Source organism: Candidatus Frankia nodulisporulans (assembly GCF_902806475.1).
GTDB lineage: Bacteria > Actinomycetota > Actinomycetes > Frankiales > Frankiaceae > Frankia > Frankia umida.
The window spans coordinates 1-21,793 of sequence record NZ_CADCWS010000051.1; the positions used below are offsets into that span (position 1 = coordinate 1).

Below are 21,793 nucleotides of genomic sequence, written 5' to 3' on the forward strand. Positions count from 1 at the left end.
CACTGAGCCGAGGAGTGGTCATGAGAGCCGTGCCGCGGGGGTCGATACCGGTGCGGGCAGCGAGGGCGTTGATCTGCCTGGCGGCCTGATGCTGGGTCCAGCCGTGCGCGACGCGGTGGGCTGCTCGCGGACGCAGTTTGTAGCGTCGGGCGAACTCGATCGCGATCTCGTCGTGGGACATCCCGACCGCGCGCATCCGCGTTCGTAGTTCGTCCTGCTCTGCCCGCCGACTGGGCATGTTCATGACGACGCGCCACATCCTTTCTGGCACCGGCTGGCCAACCGGGAGTCAACCAGCGACACGGAGAGCGAACTGATCATTGCACCGGTGCCGGGTCCGCCACGTCCCGACATGTCGAGAGGTGAGCCTGCGGCATGCCGGCAGTACGTGGTGGATCGGCATACGTCCAGTCAGGGGGAGTGCTTTCCACGGGTGTGAGCAACGGACTTCTTCTCGATCCCGAGGGTGACCGGCACCAGCGACCGGTCGCTCCCACAGCACCGAAGATCCTTCGGGCCTGGGTGGCTCCGAGCTGACGTATCCCTACGATGCCTGGAGCGCGGAGGTTGCGTCACTCCCCTTGCCGCGAAAGTGTCTCTCGGCCCTGGAAAGGTGCCTGACCTGCGAGAACGCCCGTGCAGGCGGGCATTTGTTCGCCGCGAACATGCTGAGCTGTTCGGCGGGTCCGAACGGGATCGATCGCAGGAGACGGACGTATGCGCCCGATAGGGGCGGCCGCGGTCGAGGCTTTCCGGTCCGCCACCGGCCATCGCCACCGCCGTGGCTGTGGGCTTCTGCGCGGCTCGCCGCCGCGGAGGCGGATCGAACTGTCGGAGGGCGGTGGGATGATCCTGCGATGGCACAGATGGAGCTCGCCGGCATGCCCCGCAGGCTGTTCGCCTGCACGCCGTCGCGGCTGGCCGCGTTCGAGGACTGCCCTCGCCGGTACCGGATGATCTACCTGGACAGGCCCCGGCCGCCGCGGGGGCCGGCCTGGGCGCACACGTCGTTCGGGGTGAGCCTGCACAACGCGCTGCGCCGGTGGTGGGAGGAGCCGTTCGAGCAGCGCACGCCGGTGCGGGCGGCGCAGCTCGTCCGGTTGCTGTGGGTCGCTGACGGGTTCCGCGACGGCGAGCAGTCGGTGGCGTGGCGGGAGCGGGCCGCGGAGATGGCCGCCGGCTACGTCACGGGGCTAGACCCGGCGGCCGAGCCGCGGGGAGTCGAGCGTTCGGTGGCCGCCCGCACCGAGGGGCTGGCGTTCTCCGGCCGGGTCGACCGGCTTGATGATCGGAATGGCGAGCTCGTCATCGTCGACTACAAGACGGGCCGCCGGCCGTCCACGGAGGCCGACGCGCGCAGCTCCCCGGCGCTCGCGCTCTACGCCATGGCCGCCGGGCGGATGCTGCGCCGCCCGTGCCGGCGGGTGGAGCTGCACCATGTGCCGAGCGGCCGGGTCGCCGTCGCGGAGCACACCGAGGAGTCGATCACCCGGCATGTGCACCGGGCCGAGTCGGTGGCCGCCGACGCGGTCGCGGCCACCGAGGCGCTGCGGTCCGGCGGCGATGCCGAGCGTGCCTTCCCGCCGCGGACCAGCGGGCTGTGCTCCTGGTGTGACTTCCGTGCGCGATGCCCGGAGGGTCAGGCGGCCGCCCCCGACCGTCAGTCCTGGGATGCCCTCGGCGAGGTGGATCCCGGGAGCGCGGCCGGTGCCGGTGCCAGCGCCGGCGATCTGGCCGCCAGCGGTGGGCGGGAGGCCACGGACGTCTGAGCGGGCCGGCGCAGCGCGCGGAAACGGTTCCGCGGAACACCTGGGGGCGGGGCAGGCTGGGACGGCGGGTGATGTGGCGGTTCCGCGGAACACTCGGTGGGGTACGGGGCGTCCGGTGGGCGGATGGGATGCCACGATGGGCCGATGGCCGAGCAGACCACCGCATCCGCGTCGCCGCGGGCGCCCGCGAACCAGCCGCGGATCTCCGCGAAGGCGATGACCTTCACCGAATCCGTCATCCGGGAGATGACCCGGCTCGCGCTTGTGCACGGCGCGGTGAACCTGGCGCAGGGATTCCCCGACTTCTCCTGCCCGCAGGAGCTCAAGGACGCGGCCAAGGCCGCCATCGACGCGGACGTCAACCAGTACGCGATCACCTGGGGAGCGGCGGAGTTCCGTGCCGAGATCGCGGCGAAGGTCGCCCGCACCTATCCGGGCTGGACGGTCGACCCGGAGCGGGAGATCTGTGTGACCTGCGGCTCCACCGAGGCGATGATCGCCACGATGCTGGCGTTGGTCGACCCCGGCGACGAGGTCATCATGTTCGACCCGTACTACGAGAACTACGGTCCGGACACGATTCTCTCCGGCGCGGTCCCGAAGCTCGTCCGCCTGCACGCCCCGGACTGGTCCATCGACCCGGCCGAACTACGCGCCGCGTTCAGCGACCGGACCCGCGCGATCATCCTCAACACCCCGCACAACCCGACCGGCAAGGTGCTGCGCCGCGAGGAGCTCGAACTCGTCGCCGAACTCTGCCAGCGTCACGACACCCTCGTGTTCACCGACGAGATCTACGAACACATCCAGTACCTCGGCCCCGGCGGCCACATCCCCCCGGCGACCATCCCGGGCCTCGAGGACCGCACCGTCACGATCAACGCGCTGTCCAAGACGTACGCCGTCACCGGCTGGCGGGTCGGCTGGACGATCGCCCCGCCCGCCTACACCTCGGCGATCCGCAAGGTGCACGACTTCCTCACCGTCGGCGCCGCCGCGCCGCTACAGGCCGGCGGGGTCGCGGCCATGCGGCTACCCGCCGAGTACTACACCGGCCTCGCCGAGCAGTACCGCGCCCGCCGGGACCTGCTGTGCGCGTCGCTGACCGCGACCGGCTTCACCTTCCGTCCACCGGACGGCGCCTACTACGTGATGTGCGACACCCACGCCCTCGACCCCGCCGGTGACGACGTCGCCCTCACCCGCCGAATGATCACTGAGATCGGTGTCGCCGCGGTGCCCGGCTCGTCGTTCTTCGCCAACCCCGCGGACGGCCGGCACATCATCCGCTTCGGCTATCCCAAGCGCCACGAGACCCTGCGGGCCGCCGCCGACCGCCTGACCGGACTGGCCCAACTGATCGGCTGATCCGCCGACCGGCTGCCTACTGGCTGGGTGTGAGCCAGGCGGACGGTGTGGGCAGCGGGTAGCCGGCGGTGGCGGCGCGGGCGTGACCGGCCTGCAGCTCCCGGTCGAGGTCGGCCAGGGTCGAACGGGCACCGCGGCGCCACGGACGTCCCCGCACCGCGGTGGCCGCCATCCCCGGTAGCCCCCCGGCTCCCGGGCGCGTGCCAACCCCCGACCTCGCTCCCGCTCCCGCGCCTGAGCCTGCTCCCAGGCCGTGGCCGTGGCCTGGGTCCGCGTCTGGGCCCGCGGGGAGGTTGGCGGGCAGGGCATAGCGCCCGCGTAGGTATTCGCCGATCCAGCGACCCCGCGCGGCGCCGAGTTCCACCGGTCCGCCGATGTGGAACACCCAGGCCGCCCGGGGGTCGAACACGTCACCGAAGCGCTGGACCACCCCCGGCTGAGAAGAGGCCCCCGAGGGCGCGGCCGGTCCGGCCGGTGCGGTGGGCAGGAGATGCTCGGTGTGATCGTTCAACACGACCGCGTCGAAGGTTCCCAGCGGAGCCCCGGCGTCCGGCCGCGTCACCTCGGCGGGCACGGACGGCTCATGATCCGCGGGTGTGCCGTGGATCTCGAAGGGTGGCGCGGTGGGCGTCGCGGCGGACAGCCGCAGGGTCGCGGGAACGAGCGCCACGAGTCGGTCGGCGCAGCCGTAGGCGGCCAGGGCGGCGACATCGTCCGGCGAGATCGGTTCGGGTGCGAAGACGGCGATCTCCAGACCGCCGTCGACGAGCGCCACGGCGGCGGCGGCGGTGGCGGCGTCGAGGCCAAGGACGGCAATCCGCGGAAGTCCTGTCACGTCCGCGCACTCTAATGGCGTCCGGCCCGACCGAGTCGGCCGCCACATGCGGGACCCCCCGCCCCACCCGGCGGCGAGGAGGTGCCGGGCGCCGCGGGCTGCCACCTTGGTGGCGGAGATCTGTGGCATTTGCCGGTGGGGCGGGCCGGTCGCGGCGAGAGCGCGCGGGGGCGTGCCGGGGGTGTCGCCGCCGGTGGCGCGGGTGGTGGGTGGGGCGTCCGGCGAGAACTCACAGCGGCTAGATGTTGTGACCACCCGATTACCCGTACACACTGATCGGCGTGGCCCATGTACTCGCGGTGGCAAACCAGAAAGGCGGCGTAGCCAAGACCACTTCGGTGGCCAGCCTTGGTGCCGCACTGACCGAGCTGGGCCGCCGCGTCCTGCTGGTCGATCTTGATCCGCAGGCCTGTCTGACGTTCTCACTCGGCCTTGATCCCGACACGATCGAGCTGTCGGTGCACGATGTGCTGCTGGGCCGGTTGTCCGCGGGCATCGTCGTGTCCACCACCGCGGACGGGACCGACCTGTTGCCGGCGACCATCGAGCTCGCGGGCAGCGAGGCGGTGCTGCTCTCGCGCACGGGGCGTGAGCACGCGCTGCGGCTCGCCCTCGCGGACCTGCTCGACGACTACGACGTCATCCTGATCGACTGTCCGCCGTCCCTGGGCGTGCTGACGATCAACGGGCTGACCGCCGCGGACGAGGTCATCGTGCCGTTGCAGTGCGAGACGCTGTCGCATCGCGGCGTGGGGCAGCTGCTGGACACGGTTCAGGACGTGCGGCGGCTGACGAACGCGGGGCTGCGGGTGCGCGGAGTCCTGCCGACCCTGTTCGACGCGCGTACCGCGCACAGCCGGGCCGTCCTCGCGGATGTGGTCGCGCGCTACCACGTGGATGTGCTGTCGCCGCCGATCTCCCGGTCGGTGCGCTTCGCCGAGGCCCCGGGAACGGGACGATCGATCCTGGCGACCGCCGGCCGGTCCAAGGGCGCCGACGCCTACCGCCGACATGCCCGCGCGATCGCCGGGCTGGCCGCGGCAGACGAGATTCCCGCTCGTCGATCACCACCGCCCGCCGGCCGGACGAGGGAACGCACCGCGCTCATCCCGCCCACGGTCACCCCGGGCACGACGACACCGCCCGCTGGGGCGTCAGCCGCCGGGACACCGGCCGCGATGAAGCCGACGGTAGCGGTGGCCGTGCCGATCACCGCGCAGGGACGCCGCTGATGGGCGCTGCTCGCGACAAGCCGGCCCCCACCCGCCGGCGGACGCCTCGGCCGGCGCCTGCGCCCGCGCCGATCCGCGACGATGCGGTGGTGCGGCCAGGGGCCGCTGCGGGGTTCGATCGGCTGCGCCACCGCGAGTACCGGGCGCCGGGGCCAGCCGTACTCGAGGCGGGTCCGGCGGGTGCGGCGGGCTCGACGGCGTCGGCCGGTGCTACGGGGTCGGCGCCGGGGGAGACCTCGGCGCGGCCGCCGGCGGTGCCATCCGGTCCGTCGGTGGGACGGGACGCGCATGGCAAGCGGGTTCTGTACAGCGGGGCGCGGCCGTCGCCGGCGCCGTCCGCGGGTCTGCGGCTCGAGTGCTCCCGGTGCGGCGGGACCAGGCTGCTCGGAACCTGGCAGTCGCTGCGGGTGCTGACACCGAGCGTGCATCTGCCGGTGATGCGGGCGCGGCACTTCTCGCTGGTGCGCTGCCCGAACTGCCACCGGGTGAGCTGGGTCCGCCTGGGCCTGCATCTTCGCGCTGTGGGCTGAGCTGTGGGGTGAGCGCCGTGCGGCAACCGGTTACCCGCGTTGGCCCACGGAAAGCGAGTGGGCTCAGACGGCGGGAGCGACGTGGGGCATGGCCGCTCGCGACGAGGCGGGTGTCCGGCTGCGGTGCTGGCTGACGGGTGCTGCTCCGGGAGCTCCGGGTGGGAGCTCCACAGAATCAGCGGCGGGACGGTCCCGGGTCAGGCGGACTCGGCGCGCGGGGTGCTGTCGTCGGCGGTGTCGGCGACCTCGGTGAGGTCGCCGAGCAGGGCGCCACCGGCGGATCTGCTGCGGGTGCCGCGACGACGGCGCCGACGACGGGTCGACTCGTCGGCCGAACCGGACTCGCCGGCCAGTGCCGACACCACCTGCGCGCCGTCGGTGTCGAGCGCGTCATCGGTGCCGACGATGCCCGCGGAGACGCGGGTGGTCACCATCGGTGCGGCGCTCTCGACCAGCAGTTCGCCGGTGACCGATGGGCCTGTGACCTCGATGCGCGGGTCGTCGAGGCCGGCGTCGCCATCGCCGGCGATGGCCAGACCGGTGGCCGCCGCCGCGCCGCCACCGCGGGTGCGCCGACGGGTGCGGGCACGGGTGGCCGCCGGACGCTCCTCGGCCGCGGCTGGTGCGGTGGAGCGCCCGGTGCGCGAGGAGGACGAACCGCGTCGACCGCCACCGCGCCGCGAGGACGCCTCACCGAGGTCCTCGATGTCCTCCGCGTCCAGCCCGGCGCGGGTGCGCGCGGCGTGCGGGAGGTTGCCGGTGACCCCGGTGGGGATGCCGAGCGCCTCGAACAGGTGCGGGGAGGTCGAGTAGGTCTCGACCGGGCCCTCGAAGGGCAGACCGAGAGCCTTGTTGACCAACGTCCAGCGGGGCAGATCGTCCCAGTCGACGAAGGTGACGGCGACGCCGCTCTCCCCGGCCCGGCCGGTGCGGCCGATGCGGTGCAGGTAGACGTTCTCGTCCTCGGGGCACTGGTAGTTCACGACGTGGGTGACACCGCTGATGTCGATACCGCGAGCGGCGACATCGGTGGCGACGAGCACGTCGACCTTGCCGGCCCGGAAGGCACGCAGGGCCTGCTCACGCTGGCCCTGGCCGAGGTCGCCGTGGACGGCGGCGGCGGCGAAGCCACGCTTGTCGAGTTCCTCCGCGACCTTGTCGGCGGTGCGCCGGGTGCGGACGAACACCATCGCGAGGCCCCGGCCACCGGCCTGGAGGACACGCGCCAGCACTTCCATCTTGTCCAGCGCGTGGGCGCGGAAGACGTGCTGGTGTGTGCTGGGCACGGTGCGGGCCTCGTCGGGCTGCTCGGCGCGCACGTGCACGGGACGAGCCATGAACCGACGAGCCAGCGAGATCACCGGGCCGGGCATGGTGGCCGAGAACAGCATGGTCTGGCGGCTGGTGGGCAGCTGGGCCATGATGCGCTCGACGTCGGGCAGGAAGCCGAGGTCGAGCATCTCGTCGGCCTCGTCGAGCACGAGTGCCCGCACGGCGGCGAGGTCGAGGACCCGCTGGCGGGCCAGGTCGAGCAGGCGACCGGGGGTGCCGACGACGATGTCGACTCCGGCGCGCAGCGCGGTGAGCTGCGGTTCGTAGGCGCGGCCACCGTAGACGGCCAGCACGCGCAGGCCACGGCCCGCACCCGCCCGGGTGACATCCTCGGTGACCTGGACGCACAGCTCACGGGTGGGGACGACGACCAGGGCCTGCGGCCGGCCGTCGGCACCCTCGTTGGGAGCCAGCGCCGTCTGCACGAGGGGGATACCGAACGCGAGGGTCTTGCCGGTGCCGGTGCGGGCCTGACCGATGATGTCGTTGCCGCCGAGCGCGATCGGGAGCGTCAGCTCCTGGATCGGGAAGGCGTGCACGATGCCGGCCTTGGTCAGCGCCGCGACCGTCTCGGTGCGAACGCCCAGGTCGGCGAAGGTCGGGCGGACCACGGCGGGAGAAACTACCGCGGCGATCTCGGTAGACGAAGGGGATGTAGATAGATCATCTGAAGGTACTTCTGCTGTGACGGACAGCGGGACGCTCCTGGTCTTCTCTGAGCGGTGTCTGCGCTGAACCCGCTCGCGCTGAACCCGCTCGCGTTGAGCCGCGAGGCGCCCGCGGCCCGAAGTCCGTGTGCCCGGTGCCATGGACGGCAGCTCTGGGTGCACAGGTGACGAGGCGACGCCTACTACGCGACTACTGAGGCACATAACGGCCTCTAGCTGTCTCTAGCATAGCCGCTTCCTGGCCCGAGCGGGAGTTCCTTCGCCGACGATTGCCGTTGACGACCTCAGGGGTGCCAGAATCCGAGCGTGATGCAGACATCGTTCCCGCCGGCCGACGCGTCGGCTTCGGGTACCGCGGACCAGCCCGACCAGGCGACTGTCGATCTGCTGGGCCTGCTCGCATATGGCGAACTGACCGCTTTCGAGCGGATGGCGACCGATGCCCGAATGTCGCCGACCCTCGGCGACAAGATGGCCCTGGCCACGATGGCGGCGGCTGAGTTCTCCCACTTTCGGGCCATCTGTGACGAACTCGACCGGCTCGGTGTGGGTCCCGAGGACGCGATGGCCCCGTTCATCGGCCCGTTGACCGACTTCCACAACTCGACCGCGCCGGCCGACTGGTTGGAGAGCCTGGTCAAGGCGTACGTGGGCGACAACATCGCGGCCGACTTCTACCGGGAGATCGCGACCCGCCTGCCCGGGTCGTCCCGCGAGATCGTGCTGCGGGTCCTGGCCGACACCGGGCACGCCGCCTTCGCCGTCGAACGGGTCCGTGCCGCGATCGAGGTGAACCCGACGGTGGCCGGTCGGTTGGCGCTGTGGGCACGCCGGCTCGTCGGCGAGGCCCTCACCCAGGCACAGCGGGTCGGGGTGGACCGCGACGCCCTCACCGGCCTGCTGGTCGGCGTGGGCGATCTGGACGCGCTGGCGGCCATCTTCAACCGCATCATGTCGGCTCACAGCCGCCGCATGTCGGCGCTTGGCCTCTCGGCCTGAACGACATGAGCCTCTCCGCCTGACGACATGACGAGGGGCGGTGGCCGACGATTTCTCCGTTCGCCCACCGCCCCCTGCTCGTGGCCCGGACGGCCTGCGCCGCCGGACGTCGAGCCGCTCGCCGCCGAGCCCTCAGCCGCCGAAGCCGACCCGACGGGGCGAGGTGGCCGCGATCTCCACGTATGCCAGCGCGTCGATCGGGACCAGCACTTGGCGCCCCTTGTCGTCGGAGAGGGTCAGCACACCACTGCCAGCCTTGACCGCCTCGCTGACCTGCGCGGCCACGGCCTCCGCGGTCAGCTCGCTTTCCACCACCAGCTCCCGGCCGACCTGCCGTACGCCGATCTTGACCTCCACCGATGACCTCCGCCTTCGTCGGACCTTCGTGGGACCTGCGCGGAGCCGCGCGGGACCCGCGCGGTGGCGGACATCCGCCACCGAGGTTGGATCACGGCCCACACTATGGCTTCCGGGACTTCTCTACCGGCGTGGGTCCGGCGTGTTCGCTCCCGGCACATGCCGGGCGGGGTGCTAGGGCTGTTCCTGACGGGGGTAGCCGCCGATGCCACGCCAGGCGAGTTCGACCATCGCCTCGATGGCCCGCTCCTTGGGGACGGTCCCACCGCGCACGAGCCACCAGCGCGACGCCGTCTCCGCCATCCCGATCAGGCCGACGGCGAGCAGGTCAGCCTCGGCGGGATCGAGCCCGGTGTCCGCGACGATGGTCGCCGCGATCGAGTGGACGCACCGGGCGAACGCCGTCTCGATGCGCTGACGCACCGCCGGCTCGCTGCGCAGATCGGATTCCAGCACGAGCTGGTGTGCCCCGGACGAGTCATTGACGAAGTCGAAGTACGCCCGCACCGAACGGGCGATGCGCACGTGGTTGTCGGTGGTGGAGCCCAGCGCCTCCTCGACCGCGTTGACCAGCTGGGTCGTGTGCTCGTCGAGTAGTGCCAGGTAGAGCTCGAGCTTGCCCGGGAAGTGCTGGTAGAGCACGGGTTTGCTGACCCCGGCCCGCTCGGCGATCTCGTCCATCGCCGCCGCGTGGTAACCCTGGGCGACGAAGACCTCGCGGGCGGCGCCGAGCAGTTGGAAGCGGCGGGCGGTCCGGGGCAGCCGGGGAGTTCGGCCCGTACGGGTGCCGGGCGAGGCTGGCTCGGCGGTCACCGGCACTCCTTCGGGTCCAGGTCGGCTGCGGCCGACGACGAGTCGCCGGCTCACTTTCGCACAGCGGGCCGGCCCGGTACGGCTCGGCCGGATTACCCACCTTGACGACCTACCCGTCGGCGGGGGCCCGAACGGGCTGACCACCCGCGCGGACACCACCGCCCACCGTGCTCAGAGCCGTCCGCGTTCGGGGTCGTTCGGGGTCGTTCGGGGTCGTTCGGGGTCGTCAGCGGTAGTCGTCCTCGTCGGTCTCGACGACGACGCTCTGCTCGACCCGGTCGAACTCGTCGACCTCGCCGGCAGCGCCGACCTCGCTGGCGAGCACCGTCGAGCCCGCTTCGCGCGGACGGACCTCCCGAGCCTGCTCGACGGCGTCGGCGTCGGGTGTCTCCAGCGGCAGGTGGCCGGCGGGGACGCTCTCGGGGGGGAGGCTTGCCAGGGTGCGGCCGGAGCCGGGTAGTTCGGTGGATGCTCCCATGGGACGTCCTCCTGAGCTCGTCGATGCGGCATCCGCGGGGTGGGGTGCCGACGCCGGGCGGTCCTGGACCCACATCGGGCCCGGACCGCGATGTGCCCGGTGTGCGTGCCTCTCACGCGGGATCCACGCATCCGGGTGTGCGGGGGTCATGAGGCGTCACCGAGCGGCGGGGCGAACAGATCGCCGAGGTCGTCGACGCGTCGCGGCACGTCGTCCGCGGTGAAGGTCAGATCCCGCAGTCGTCATCACGGACTCCCAGAGATCGCCCCAGGACGGGCATCCCCCGGACGTGCCATGCCGCCACCTGATAACTGTGGACGTTTGTTCGATCTGGCTTACGCGTGGGCGTCCCGTGGGTCACCATGGTGGGTAGTCGACGTGAGGGGCGAACATGCGTTCGATCTGGAAGGGTGTCATCTCCTTCGGTCTGGTGTCGATCCCCGTGCGGCTGTACTCCGCCACACAGGAGCGGGACATCGCGTTCCACCAGGTCCGCCGATCGGATGGCTCCCGCATCCGCTACCGCCGGGTCGCCGAGGCCGACGGCGACGAGGTCTCCTACGCCAACGTGGCCAAGGGCTTCGAGCTGCCGGACGGTCAGACCGTCGTACTCACCGACGACGACTTCGCCAACCTGCCGCTGTCCACCTCCAAGGCCATCGACGTGCTGGAGTTCGTGCCGCTGGAGCAGGTCGACCCGATCTACTTCGCCAGGAGCTACTACGTCGAGCCGGACCGGACCGGCGCGAAACCCTACGTGCTGCTGCGCGACGCCCTGGCCAGATCCGGCCGGGTCGCGCTGGTCAAGATAGCTCTGCGTCAGCGTGAGCAGCTCGCGACGCTCCGGGTACGCGACGGAGTCTTCGTCCTGGCGACGATGCTCTGGCCGGACGAGGTCCGCGAACCGGACTTCCCGATCCTGTCGGACGAGGTCGCCGTACGTCCGCAGGAGCTCGCCATGGCCGGCTCGCTCATCGACACCCTCGCCGCCGACTTCGATCCCACCCGCTTCACCGACCACTACCGCGAGGCCCTGCGGTCCGTCATCGAGGCCAAGGCCGCCGGCCGTGAGATCGTCGCGCCACCCGAGATCGAGCCCAGCGAGCCCACCGGCGACCTGATGGCAGCCCTGCGCGCCAGCATCGCCGCCGCCCGCGGCGGCGACCAGCCCGACGCCGACACCCCCGCCCCGCCCGCGTCGTCATCCGAGCCCGAGCCGTCCCCTATGGCCGAGTCGTCTCCTGGAAGCGAGCCGTCTCCGGTAGCCGAATCGTCCCCGGTGGTCGCGTCATCCCCGGTGGAACCAGGCAAGCCGGAGCGGTCTCGACGCTCCAGCGCCGGGGCGGGGTCGTCCCGTGCGACCTCAGGTACCTCCCGCGCGGTCCCCTCGGAAGTCGACTGTCAGGACCACACCCGGCAAGTCGGCCGCGCCGAAGGCCGCTGCGGCCGACGACGCGCCGCGCACCGCACGGACCGCCCACAGCTCCACATGATCGCCGATGGTGGCTCGGTGTGACCTCAGTGGCGGAAGGCGTCCTTGGCCTTCTCGCCGGCCTGGCGTAGGTCGGCGGAGGCGCGTTCGCCGCGGCCTTCGCTCTCGGTGCGGCGGTCACCGGCGGCTCGTCCGGTGGCCTGCTTGCCCCGTCCGCGAAGCTCGTCCACCTTGTTACGGATCTTGTCGGTGAAGGACACGGCCCTCAGCTCCTCATCGTCGATGCGTTGTTGCGGTGGGTCACCGAGGGTCTACCCGCGCGCCCGCCGGGAACACCCACCAGGTCGCACCGGTTCCGCCCACGACCGTCACACCCACGACCGTCACACCCCGCTGGCGTCACACCCCGCGACCAGCCTCGAACCGGAATCCGTCCACACGGGTCGTGGCGGTCGGCGGATTCGTGACCAGGTCGCGTGCCCCTGTGGAATCGTCGAAGAACGTGGCATCGTCGAGAACGACTGCGAACGCAAGGAGCTAGCGTGTCCCTTCCGCCTCTGGTCGAGCCTGCCGAGGGCCTGACCGTCGACGAGGTCCGCCGGTACTCCAGGCATCTGATCATTCCGGATGTCGCCATGGATGGCCAGAAGCGGCTGAAGAATGCCAAGGTCCTGGCCGTGGGCGCTGGTGGGCTTGGCTCGCCGACGCTGATGTACCTGGCCGCGGCCGGCGTCGGCACGCTCGGCATCGTCGAGTTCGACACCGTCGACGAGTCGAACCTGCAGCGTCAGATCATCCACGGGCAGTCCGACGTCGGCCGGTCCAAGGCGGAGTCGGCACGGGACTCCGTGCTCAACATCAACCCGCTGGTCAACGTGGTGCTGCACGAGACCCGGCTGGACACCTCCAATGTGATGGAGATCTTTAGCCAGTACGACCTGATCGTCGACGGCACCGACAACTTCGCCACCCGGTACCTGGTCAACGACGCGGCCGTGCTGCTGGGCAAGCCGTACGTGTGGGGTTCGATCTACCGGTTCGACGGGCAGGCCAGCGTCTTCTGGGCCGAACACGGTCCGTGCTACCGCTGCCTCTACCCGGAGCCGCCGCCGCCGGGGATGGTCCCCTCCTGCGCGGAGGGGGGCGTGCTCGGGGTGCTGTGCGCCTCGATCGCGTCGATCCAGACCACCGAGGCCATCAAGGTGCTCACCGGCATCGGTGATCCGCTGGTCGGGCGACTGATGGTCTACGACGCACTGGAGATGACCTACCGCTCGATCAAGGTCCGTAAGGACCCGGAGTGCCCGCTGTGCGGGAAGAACCCGTCGATCACCGAGCTCATCGACTACGAGGCGTTCTGCGGTGTGGTGTCCGAGGAGGCGCAGCTCGCCGCGTCCGGGTCGACGATCCTCGCGTCCGAGCTCAAGACCTGGCTGGACGCGGGTGAGCCGATCGAGCTGATCGACGTCCGTGAGCCCGCCGAATGGGAGATCGTGCGCATCCCCGGCGCCCGGCTGATCCCCAAGGCCGAGCTGCCCGCCCACCTCGCCGAACTGCCGCAGGACCGGCGGGTCGTCGTCTACTGCAAGTCCGGTGTGCGCTCCGCCGACGCGTTGGCGACCCTCAAGGGGGCCGGCTTCACCTCGGCCGTGCACGTCCAGGGCGGCGTGACCGCGTGGGCCACCCAGGTGGACAAGACCCTTCCCGTCTACTGAGCGTCGTGAGGGAGCCGGGGAGGTCGACAGTCACCGGCGGGGGACGGGCGCGGGGGAGTCGCGCCTCCCCGCCGGCGAGTGTGTCGGCGGGGCTCGGTACCCGGATTCGGCTCGGGGACGCCGAGCCCAGTCCGCACGCCCGCGAGGTGCTCGACACCATCGCCCGGATTCCGCCGGGCAAGGTGATGACCTACGGTGACGTCGCCGAGTTCGTCGGGGCCGGCACGGGCCGGACCGTCGGCGCCGTGCTTCGCCGTTACGCCGAGGACGACCTGCCCTGGCACCGGGTCATCCTCTCCACCGGTGAACCGAACCCGTCGAACCCGGCCGAGGCGCTGCGCCGCCTGATCGCCGATGCCACACCGCTGGCGCCGTCCGGCGAACGCGTCCACTTGGCCGCCGCCCGCTGGGACGGCACCCCGGCCACCTGGCCCGCCTCGTCCGGACCGACCTCGTTCGCGGACCTAGCGGGCGGTGAGGCCGCCGTCGGCCAGGTAGACGCTGCCGGTGACCAGGGATGCCCGGTCGGACAGCAGGAAGGCGACCACCTCGGCGACCTCCTCGGGGGTGCCGAGGCGGTTGATCGGGGTGAGCAGCGCGGCGCCGCGCTGGGGTCGGCCGTTCACGTGGATGAGGGCGGTGTCGACGAAACCGGGGGCGACCGCGTTCACCCGGATGTCGCGGGTGGCGTACTCGAGGGCGGCGGTCTTGGTGAGGCCGACGACGCCGTGCTTGGCCGCGACGTACGGGGCCGATCCCGCGAAGCCGACAGTGCCGAACACCGAGGCCATGTTGACGATGGACCCGCCGGTGCCGCCGTGCAGCATCGCGGTGATCTCGGCGCGCATGCAGTAGAAGACGCCGGAGAGGTTGACGTCCAGGACACGCTGCCAGTCCTCGGCCAGGGTGGTGCCGACCGGTTCGCGTCCGGCGGTGATACCGGCGTTGTTCACGCTGAGGTCGAGGCGTCCGAAGGTGCCGACGGCGGTCTGCACGGCCTGTTCCACCGCGTCGGGATCGGTGACGTCGGCCTCGACGGCCACGGCCTCGCCGCCGTCCCGTTCGATCTGCGCGGCCACCTCTTTGACCTGGTCGGGGCGCAGATCGGTGAGGACGACCCGGGCCCCGGCCGCGGCCAGCCGACGGGCACAGGCGGCGCCGATCCCGGAGGCCGCCCCCGTGACGAGCGCCACCTTGCCCTCGCAGTCGTGTGTCGGTGCGCATGGGCTCATGGCTGACGAGAGTGACACGTCCGGTCGCGTGCGCGTGTGATCTGGCCCGGTCGGGCGACCCCAAAGCGGGGGTCGGATGCGCGATGGTCGGGTCGCCGGTGGGCGCCATCGCCACCCTGTCGGACGGACATAGGGGGCCATGATCCTGGATTGACGGACCGGTGGGGATGCCTGCCGGTCGGTGTGTCGGTGGCGCGTGGTGTGCTGTCCCGGTGAGCCTGCTGTCCGCCTCGGCCCCCGCCGCGCCGCGCACCGGCCACCGGTTGGTCGCCGCGCCGGTGCCCGTCGCCACACCGTTGCAGCTGGACGGGTCACAGCGCCAGGTGGTCGAGCATCCGGGCGGCCCCCTGCTCGTGCTGGCCGGGCCGGGCACGGGCAAGACGGCGACGCTGGTCGAGGCCGTCGCCGCCCGCATCGCCGCCGGTGCCGACCCCCAGTCCATCCTGGTGCTCACGTTCAGCCGGCGAGCCGCCGGCGAGCTGCGCGAACGCATCACCGCCCGCCTGGGCGCCGCTGGTGGGGGCGGGCGGGGGCCGGGGGCGTGGACGTTTCACGCCTGGTGCCTCGCGGTGCTGCGGGCCCATGACCGGCCGGCGCCGCACGGCGGGTTCCGGCTGCTGTCCGGCCCGGAGCAGGACAGTCGGCTCCGCGAGCTCATCGACGGCACCCGGGAGGACGGTTATCCCCGCTGGCCGGAGTCGCTGGCCCAGGCGCTGGGAACCCGCGGGTTCACCGAGGAGGTGCGGGCGCTGCTGGCCCGGGCACGGGAGGTGGGTCTTGAGCCCGAGCAGCTGGCGCAGCTGGCCGGGCGTACCGCTCGGCCGGAGTGGTCGGCGCTGGCCGAGTTCTACGAGATCTACCTCGATGTCTTCGGCTTCGAGGGGGCGCTGGACTACGCCGATCTGGTGCACCGCGCCGTGCTGGTCGCCGAGGGGCCGGCGGGGGAGGAGCTGCGGGCCCGCTACCAGCATGTCTTCGTCGACGAGTACCAGGACACCGACCCCGCGCAGGAACGGCTGCTGCGCGCCCTGGCCGGCGGCGGAGGAAACCTGATCGCGTTCGGTGATCCCGATCAGTCGATCTACGCCTTCCGGGGCGCCGAGGTGTCGGGGCTGCTGGAGTTCCCCCGGCGGTTCCGCTCGGTGGGCGGCCTGGACGCGCCGATCGTCGCGTTGCGTCGGTGCCGGCGGATGGCCCCGGCGCCGCTGCTGGCCAGCCGGCACGTCGCCCGCCGTCTGCCGGCGACCCGGCTGCCCGCACAGGCGTTGCGCGCCCACCGCGACCTCACCGGACGGGACGATCTCGGCGCCGGCCAGGTCGAGGTGCGTGCCTACGTGTCGGCCAGCGCGGAGGCCGGGGCGGTCGCCGACATGCTGCGCCGTGAACATCTCGAACGCGCCACCCCCTGGGCGCGGATGGCCGTGCTGGTGCGCACCGCCGAGCGGATCGGGCGGCTGCGCCGCGCCCTGGTCGCCGCCGGCGTCCCCGTCACCGTCGACGGAGACGATCTTCCCGTCGCGCAGGAGTCCGCGGCGGCGTTGCTGCTGTTGGCGTTGCGCTGCGCCGACGACCCGGGTGGGGCGCTGACCGTCGAGGCGGCCCGCGCGCTGCTGACATCCCCGCTGGGCGGGGCGGATCCGGCCGGTCTGCGTGAGCTTGGCCGGGCGCTGCGGGCCTTCGACCGCGACGCGGGGGCCACCGCGCCGGGCGCCTCCGACGAGCTGGTCCGCGCGGCCGTCGCCGATCCGGACCGGCTGCTCGTGCGCGTGCCCGACGAGGTCGCCGCGCCCGCCCGCCGGGTCGGCGCGCTGCTTGTGGCCGGGCGCCGCGTGCTGCGCGCACCCGGCGGGTCACCCGAGGAGGCGCTGTGGGCGTTGTGGTCGGCCAGCGGTTGGCAGCCGCGCCTGGTCGCCGCGTCGGCGGCGGGCGGGGCGGCGGGTCGCACCGCCGACCGTGATCTGGACGCGGTGGTCGCCCTGTTCGACGCGGTCGCCCGGCTGGCCGCCCGGCGCGGGCCGGGGCTGGGAGTCGCGTCCCTGCTCGGCGAACTCGGCCGCCAGCAGTTCGCCGCCGAATCCATCGCCCCGGTCGGGGAGGACGTCCGCCGCCGCGGGGTGCGGCTGCTCACCGCGCACCGTTCCAAGGGCCTCGAATGGGATGTGGTCGCCGTCTGCGGTGTGCAGGACGGTGCCTGGCCGGACCTGCGGCAACGCGGTTCGCTGCTCGGCGTCGAGGAGCTCGACGCGCCGGCCCGAGGCGGCCTGCGCCCCCCGCTGACCCGGGCGGACCTGCTCGCGGACGAGCGGCGGCTGTTCTACGTGGCGCTCACCCGGGCCCGGCGACGCCTGCTGATCACCGCGGTCGACAGTCCCGATGACGACGGCAGCCGGCCCAGCCGGTTCCTCGAGGAGATCGGCGTGCCCGTGGTCGCCGTGCCGGGCCGCCCGCCGCGGCCGTTGACACTGGTCGGTCTGGTCGCGACCCTGCGCCGGCTGGCCACCGAACCCGGGGCGAGTCCCGCGATGCGCACCGCGGCGCGCCGCCGGCTGGCCGCGCTCGCCGCCGCCGGTGACGACGAGGGCCGTCCGCTGGCGCCCGCCGCCCATCCGCGCACCTGGTGGGGGCTGCTCGAGGTCACCACGTCCGAGGTGCCGGTGGTCGCGCCGGAACTGCCGGTGCGCCTGTCCGGGTCGTCGCTGGCCGGGCTGCGGGACTGCTCCCTGCGCTGGTTCCTCGAGCATGAGGCGCACGCGGTCACCGTCGCCTCGACCGCGCAGGGCTTCGGCCGGGTGGTGCACGCCCTCGCCGAGGAGGTCACCACCGGCCGCACCGCCGCGGACCTCGCCGCCCTGGACGTCCGGCTCGACACCGTCTGGCGGCATCTGGCCTACGAGGCCCGCTGGCGCGGCGAGCAGGAACGCACCGCCGCCCGGGAGGCCCTCGCCCGCTTCCTCACCTGGCACGCGGCCGAACGGGGCCGCCGGGTCGTCGATGCCGAGGTCCGCTTCACCTGCCAGCTCACCGTCGCCGGCCGTCAGGTGTGGCTGCGCGGCTTCATCGACCGGCTCGAACTCGACGACGCCGGCCGGGTGCACGTCATCGACTTCAAGACCGGCCGCACCCCGGTGACCGCCGCCGAACTCGCCAGCCACCCCCAGCTCGGCAGCTACCAGCTCGCGGTCCGTTCCGGCGCCCTCGACGACGCCGTCCGCACCGCCGTATCGGAGCGCACGGCCGTATCGGAGCGCACCGCCGCGTCGGGTGCCTCTGGGCTGGACCCGGTCGCGGCGCGGCCGGTGGTGGAGCCGGGTGGGGCGGAGCTCGTGCACCTGCGGCTGGACGCGGGTGGTGACACCGCGGCCGCGGACCCCGAGCAGGAACCGCCCGGGCCGCCGAAGGTACAGGCCCAGGCGCCGCTGCCCGCCGACGGCCCGACCTGGATGGACGAGGTCGTCGCCGACGCGGTGCGCACCATCGACGCCGAGACGTTCCGTCCCGCGCCCGGCGGCCACTGCACCACCTGCACGTTCCAGGCGAGCTGCCCCGCCCGTCCGGAGGGACGGCAGGTCATCTCATGAGTGTGCTGGGTACCGACGGGCGGCCGTCCCGTCAGCCGTTTCTGCCCGGCTTCGGCGCCGAGCCCGACGATCTTCGTGACGGGACGCGCACCGGCCCGCGCCTCGAACCGGACGATCTGCGCACCCTGCTGGACGTCCCGTTCACCGACGAGCAGATCGCCGCCGCGACCGCACCGCTGGCACCGGGAGTGATCGTCGCCGGTGCCGGCTCCGGGAAGACCTCGGTGATGGCCGCCCGGGTGGTCTGGCTGGTCGCGACCGGGCAGGTGCGCGCCGATCAGGTGCTGGGCCTGACCTTCACCACCAAGGCCGCCGCGGAACTCGCCGCCCGGGTGCGCCTGGCACTGCGCCGCGCCGGCGCCGCCGACGGCAGCGACTGGGCGACCAGCGCGGGCCCGGGCGGCCCGGACAGCGCTGGTGGCGCTGGTGGCGCGGGGGATGAGCAGGACGGCGAGCCGACCGTGGCGACCTACCACGCGTTCGCCGGGCGGCTCGTCGTCGACAACGCGCTGCGGCTGGGGCTGGAACCGGACGTCCGGCTGCTCTCGGGCGCGGCGCGGTACCAGCTCGCCGCCCGGGTGGCCCGCGCCCACGACGGTTCGGTGCGGGCGTTGACCCGTTCGCTCGCCGCCGTCGTCGGTGAGATCGTCGCCCTCGACGGTGAGATGAGCGAGCATCTGCTCGACCCGGTGGCGCTCACCGCCTTCGACACCGCGCTGCTCGTCGAGGTCAGCGCCGCCCTGGCCGCCGCCCAGCGGCGGCCGAGGACCAAGGGTGTGCAGGACCTGCTGCGCAGGTTCGCCCACACCTCGCGTGGACGGCGCGAACTCGCCGCGCTGGTCGCCGAATACCGCGCGGCGCGCCGCGACCGTGGCGTGCTCGACTTCGGCGATCAGGTCACCTACGCGGCCCACATCGCCGAGTCGATGCCGCAGGCCGGGCAGGCCGAGCGGGCCAAGGCCGCGGTGGTCCTGCTCGACGAGTACCAGGACACCTCCGTCGCCCAGCGCCGGATGCTCACCGGACTGTTCGGCGGCGGCCATCCCGTCACCGCCGTCGGCGACCCCTGCCAGGCCATCTACGGCTGGCGCGGAGCATCGGTGGCGAACCTCGACCATTTCCCCACCCATTTCCCGCAGGCGGACGGCACCCCGTCGACCGTCTACGAACTGTCGGTCAACCAGCGCAGCGGCGGCCGGCTGCTCGAACTCGCCAACGCCATCGCCGAACCCCTGCGCGCCCGGCACCGGGTCGTCGAACTGCGCCCACGCGCCGACGTCGCCGACCGCGGCCAGACGGTCGTCGCCCTGCACACCACCTGGGCCGCCGAGGTGGCCTGGATCGCCGGCCGCGTCCGGGCCGTCGTCGATGCCGGCACCGCCGCCCGGGAGATCGCCGTGCTCGTCCGGGCCCGCGGTGACATCCCGCCGCTGCTCACCGCGATGCAGGCCGTCGGTCTGCCGGTCGAGGTGGTCGGCCTGACCGGCCTGCTCACCGTCCCGGAGGTCGCCGAGATCGTGGCGGTGCTGGAGGTCCTGGACGCCCCCACGGCGAACACCGCGCTGGTCCGCCTGCTCACCGGCCCGCGGGTCCGCCTCGGCGCCCGCGACCTCGCCGCCCTCGGCCGAAGGGCACGCGAGGCCGTCCGCCTCGACCAGCCCCCCGGCTTACCCGGCCCCGCCGGCTCACCCGACTCACCCACGTCCGAGAGCCGTACGTCCGAGAGCCGTACGTCCGAGAGCCGTACGTCCGAGAGCCGTACGTCCGAGAGCCGTACGTCCGAGAGCCGTACGTCCGAGAGCCGTACGTCCGAGAGCCGTACGTCCGAGAGCCGCACGGCCGAGGGGCGGGTGACCGAACCGCCGGGCGGCGAGGACGCGCTGCGGGCGGCGGTGGCGGATGTCGATCCCTCCGACGTGGTGGCGCTGTCCGATGTGCTGGCCGACCCCGGGGCGGAGATGTCCGCCGAGGGCGCCGCCCGGGTGGGCCGTCTGGGCGCCGAGATCGCGGCGTTGCGCGGCCATCTCGGCGAGGGACTGCTCGACCTGCTGCACCGCGTCATCGCCACGATCGGCCTGGACGTGGAGCTCACCGCGACCGACGCCGCCGTGCGCGCCCGCCGCGAGGAGAACGTCGCCGCGTTCCTCGACATCGCCGCCGACTTCACCGATCCCGACGGGACCACGTCCCTGCACGCGTTCCTCGGCTTTCTGCACGCCGCCCGGGAGCACGAGCGCGGCCTGGACGTCACGGGTCCCTCCGGCGCGGACGCGGTCGTCCTGATGACCATGCACCGGTCCAAGGGGCTGGAGTGGGAGGTGGTCGTCGTCCCGAACCTGAGCGCCGGCGTCTTCCCCGACATCACCGTCCGCGACCAGTGGACGACCTCGACCGGGGTGCTCCCGGTGCCGCTGCGCGGCGACGCCGACGACCTGCCGGCGGTGACCGTGTCCGACCAGAAGTCCGACCACGACGCGTACGCCGTCGAGGCCCGGGCCTACGCCGAACGGGAGGAACGCCGCCTCGCCTACGTGGCGGTCACCCGGGCGAGGTCTTTGCTGTTCGCCAGCGGCCACTGGTGGGGCCCAAGCCAGAAGCGACCGCGCGGCGCGTCCGTCTTCCTCGAGGAACTCGCCGCGCATGCCGGCTCCGGCGGTGGACGCGTCGACGTCTGGGCCCCCCGCCCCGCCGAACGTGTCAACCCGGCGCTGGACACCCCACCCGAGTTCGCCTGGCCCGTCCCCTACGACCCCGAGCCGTACGCCCGCCGCCTCGAAGCCGCCCGCGAGGTCCTCACCCACCTGGACACCGCCCTGCACCCCTCCGGCTCCCTCGCCGCCCCCGGCGTCGATCCGGATGGTCTGACCGCGGGGGAGCGGGCGCTGTTGGGGGAGCTGGACCGGGAGGCACGGCTGCTGCTCGCCGAGGAACGCGCCAGTCGGCGCCCGCGGCTGGACGTCCCGTTGCCGGCGACCCTGACCGCGTCCGAGATCGTGCGGATGCACGCGGACCCGGCCGCGTTCGCCCGGGAACTGGTCCGGCCGCTGCCACGCCAGCCGGTCGCCGCCGCCCGCCGCGGCAGCCGGTTCCACACCTGGGTCGAGGAACTGTTCGACCACCGCGCCCTGATCGGAGCCGACGACCTCCCCGGTGCCGCGGACGCCGAGCTCACCGACGACGACCTGCGCGATCTCAAGGACGCCTTCCTGCGTACCCCCTACGGCACGCGGCGTCCCCACGCGATCGAGGAGGCCTTCGAACTCCCCCTGGCCGGACGGATCATCCGTGGCCGCATCGACGCCGTCTACTCCCTCGGCGGTGGACGTTGGGAGGTCATCGACTGGAAGACCGGCCAGTCACCCGCCGACGACCTGCAACTGGCCGTCTACCGTCTGGCCTGGGCCCGCCTTCGCGGCATACCACTGGACGCCGTCGACGCCGCTTTCCTCTACGTC

16 protein-coding genes and 4 pseudogenes are annotated in these 21,793 nt (G+C 72.9%); 11 read left to right on the forward strand and 9 right to left on the reverse strand.

The genetic code is table 11. From position 1 onward, the window contains the following. A pseudogene (locus G6R24_RS07605) lies at positions 1 to 244 on the reverse strand (hypothetical protein); the annotation flags it as partial. Positions 245 to 857: 613 nt separating this feature from the next. Here G6R24_RS07605 and G6R24_RS07610 point away from each other — a divergent pair. Together G6R24_RS07610 and G6R24_RS07615 are read left to right on the forward strand one after the other, a co-directional pair. Then, a complete protein-coding gene (locus G6R24_RS07610) occupies positions 858 to 1,769 on the forward strand; it encodes a RecB family exonuclease (RefSeq protein WP_163548462.1) in 912 nt (303 codons plus the stop codon). A 144-nt stretch (positions 1,770 to 1,913) separates the two neighbouring features. Next, the gene (locus tag G6R24_RS07615; RefSeq protein WP_163548463.1) at positions 1,914 to 3,137 is read left to right on the forward strand and encodes an aminotransferase class I/II-fold pyridoxal phosphate-dependent enzyme; all 1,224 of its coding nucleotides are present in this window, start codon (positions 1,914 to 1,916) and stop codon (positions 3,135 to 3,137) included. Positions 3,138 to 3,153: 16 nt separating this feature from the next. Here the strand turns inward: G6R24_RS07615 and G6R24_RS07620 are convergent, their stop codons facing one another. Beyond that, the gene (locus G6R24_RS07620) at positions 3,154 to 3,972 is read right to left on the reverse strand and encodes a hypothetical protein (protein WP_163548464.1); all 819 of its coding nucleotides are present in this window, start codon (positions 3,970 to 3,972) and stop codon (positions 3,154 to 3,156) included. 281 nt (positions 3,973 to 4,253) lie between these two features. Between G6R24_RS07620 and G6R24_RS07625 the strand changes: the two genes are divergently transcribed. Both G6R24_RS07625 and G6R24_RS22020 read left to right on the forward strand, forming a co-directional pair. Continuing rightward, positions 4,254 to 5,204 carry a ParA family protein gene (locus tag G6R24_RS07625; RefSeq protein ID WP_163548465.1) on the forward strand — a complete coding sequence of 317 codons (951 nt, stop codon included), beginning with the start codon at positions 4,254 to 4,256 and terminating at the stop codon, positions 5,202 to 5,204. Continuing rightward, positions 5,204 to 5,734: a hypothetical protein gene (locus G6R24_RS22020; RefSeq protein ID WP_225438238.1), complete on the forward strand. Its 531-nt coding sequence runs from the start codon at positions 5,204 to 5,206 to the stop codon at positions 5,732 to 5,734. The genes G6R24_RS07625 and G6R24_RS22020 overlap by 1 nt, the downstream gene beginning before the upstream one ends. A 197-nt stretch (positions 5,735 to 5,931) precedes the next feature. Here G6R24_RS22020 and G6R24_RS07635 read toward each other — a convergent pair whose 3' ends face one another. After that, positions 5,932 to 7,677 (reverse strand): DEAD/DEAH box helicase, encoded by a 1,746-nt coding sequence (locus G6R24_RS07635; protein ID WP_163548466.1) that lies wholly within the window; start codon positions 7,675 to 7,677, stop codon positions 5,932 to 5,934. Between the two features lie 366 nt (positions 7,678 to 8,043). On the opposite strand from G6R24_RS07635, the gene G6R24_RS07640 reads away from it, so the two are divergent. Further along, a complete protein-coding gene (locus G6R24_RS07640; protein ID WP_163548467.1) occupies positions 8,044 to 8,733 on the forward strand; it encodes a ferritin-like fold-containing protein in 690 nt (229 codons plus the stop codon). Between the two features lie 132 nt (positions 8,734 to 8,865). Here the strand turns inward: G6R24_RS07640 and G6R24_RS07645 are convergent, their stop codons facing one another. The 3 genes from G6R24_RS07645 to G6R24_RS07655 all read right to left on the reverse strand — a co-directional run bounded on the left by G6R24_RS07645 (position 8,866) and on the right by G6R24_RS07655 (position 10,381). Next, the gene (locus G6R24_RS07645) at positions 8,866 to 9,090 is read right to left on the reverse strand and encodes a DUF3107 domain-containing protein (protein WP_163548468.1); all 225 of its coding nucleotides are present in this window, start codon (positions 9,088 to 9,090) and stop codon (positions 8,866 to 8,868) included. A 174-nt stretch (positions 9,091 to 9,264) separates the two neighbouring features. Beyond that, positions 9,265 to 9,903: a TetR/AcrR family transcriptional regulator gene (locus tag G6R24_RS07650; RefSeq protein WP_163548469.1), complete on the reverse strand. Its 639-nt coding sequence runs from the start codon at positions 9,901 to 9,903 to the stop codon at positions 9,265 to 9,267. A 226-nt stretch (positions 9,904 to 10,129) separates the two neighbouring features. Further along, on the reverse strand, positions 10,130 to 10,381 hold the full coding sequence (locus tag G6R24_RS07655) for a hypothetical protein (RefSeq protein ID WP_163548470.1): 252 nt from the start codon (positions 10,379 to 10,381) through the stop codon (positions 10,130 to 10,132). Between the two features lie 391 nt (positions 10,382 to 10,772). Here G6R24_RS07655 and ku point away from each other — a divergent pair, with 391 nt between their 5' ends. Then, a complete protein-coding gene (gene ku / locus G6R24_RS07660) occupies positions 10,773 to 11,897 on the forward strand; it encodes a non-homologous end joining protein Ku (RefSeq protein ID WP_163548471.1) in 1,125 nt (374 codons plus the stop codon). A 2-nt stretch (positions 11,898 to 11,899) separates the two neighbouring features. Here the strand turns inward: ku and G6R24_RS07665 are convergent, their stop codons facing one another. Then, on the reverse strand, positions 11,900 to 12,073 hold the full coding sequence (locus G6R24_RS07665) for a CsbD family protein (protein ID WP_163548472.1): 174 nt from the start codon (positions 12,071 to 12,073) through the stop codon (positions 11,900 to 11,902). Positions 12,074 to 12,355: 282 nt separating this feature from the next. Here G6R24_RS07665 and moeZ point away from each other — a divergent pair, with 282 nt between their 5' ends. Continuing rightward, complete coding sequence (gene moeZ, locus G6R24_RS07670) at positions 12,356 to 13,528, forward strand: adenylyltransferase/sulfurtransferase MoeZ (RefSeq protein WP_163548473.1); 1,173 nt, start codon at positions 12,356 to 12,358, stop codon at positions 13,526 to 13,528. A gap of 146 nt (positions 13,529 to 13,674) precedes the next feature. Further along, positions 13,675 to 13,836 (forward strand): annotated as a pseudogene (locus G6R24_RS23625) (MGMT family protein); the annotation flags it as partial. A gap of 156 nt (positions 13,837 to 13,992) precedes the next feature. On the opposite strand, the gene G6R24_RS07680 reads toward G6R24_RS23625, so the two are convergent. Next, on the reverse strand, positions 13,993 to 14,721 hold the full coding sequence (locus tag G6R24_RS07680) for an SDR family oxidoreductase (protein WP_338083885.1): 729 nt from the start codon (positions 14,719 to 14,721) through the stop codon (positions 13,993 to 13,995). A 206-nt stretch (positions 14,722 to 14,927) separates the two neighbouring features. Here G6R24_RS07680 and G6R24_RS07685 point away from each other — a divergent pair, with 206 nt between their 5' ends. Next, the gene (locus G6R24_RS07685; protein WP_163548475.1) at positions 14,928 to 18,338 is read left to right on the forward strand and encodes an ATP-dependent helicase; all 3,411 of its coding nucleotides are present in this window, start codon (positions 14,928 to 14,930) and stop codon (positions 18,336 to 18,338) included. Continuing rightward, positions 18,335 to 19,912 (forward strand): annotated as a pseudogene (locus G6R24_RS23995) (ATP-dependent helicase); the annotation flags it as partial. The gene G6R24_RS07685 and the pseudogene G6R24_RS23995, both read left to right, overlap by 4 nt. A 191-nt stretch (positions 19,913 to 20,103) precedes the next feature. Here the strand turns inward: G6R24_RS23995 and G6R24_RS24000 are convergent. Beyond that, positions 20,104 to 20,400 (reverse strand): annotated as a pseudogene (locus tag G6R24_RS24000) (hypothetical protein); the annotation flags it as partial. On the opposite strand from G6R24_RS24000, the gene G6R24_RS24005 reads away from it, so the two are divergent. After that, positions 20,297 to 21,793, forward strand: a 1,497-nt coding sequence (locus tag G6R24_RS24005) for a 3'-5' exonuclease (protein WP_225438240.1), incomplete at its 3' end; no start/stop codon positions are given. The pseudogene G6R24_RS24000 and the gene G6R24_RS24005 overlap by 104 nt on opposite strands.

Excerpts from the sequence above, each read along its gene's own strand:
- G6R24_RS07685 (WP_163548475.1), top strand. The coding sequence starts at position 14,928 with ATGCCTGCCGGTCGGTGTGTCGGTGGCGCGTGGTGTGCTGTCCCGGTG.
- G6R24_RS07640 (WP_163548467.1), top strand. The coding sequence starts at position 8,044 with ATGCAGACATCGTTCCCGCCGGCCGACGCGTCGGCTTCGGGTACCGCG.
- ku (WP_163548471.1), top strand. The coding sequence starts at position 10,773 with ATGCGTTCGATCTGGAAGGGTGTCATCTCCTTCGGTCTGGTGTCGATC.
- G6R24_RS22020 (WP_225438238.1), top strand. The coding sequence starts at position 5,204 with ATGGGCGCTGCTCGCGACAAGCCGGCCCCCACCCGCCGGCGGACGCCT.
- G6R24_RS07615 (WP_163548463.1), top strand. The coding sequence starts at position 1,914 with ATGGCCGAGCAGACCACCGCATCCGCGTCGCCGCGGGCGCCCGCGAAC.
- G6R24_RS07655 (WP_163548470.1), bottom strand. The coding sequence starts at position 10,381 with ATGGGAGCATCCACCGAACTACCCGGCTCCGGCCGCACCCTGGCAAGC.
- G6R24_RS07610 (WP_163548462.1), top strand. The coding sequence starts at position 858 with ATGGCACAGATGGAGCTCGCCGGCATGCCCCGCAGGCTGTTCGCCTGC.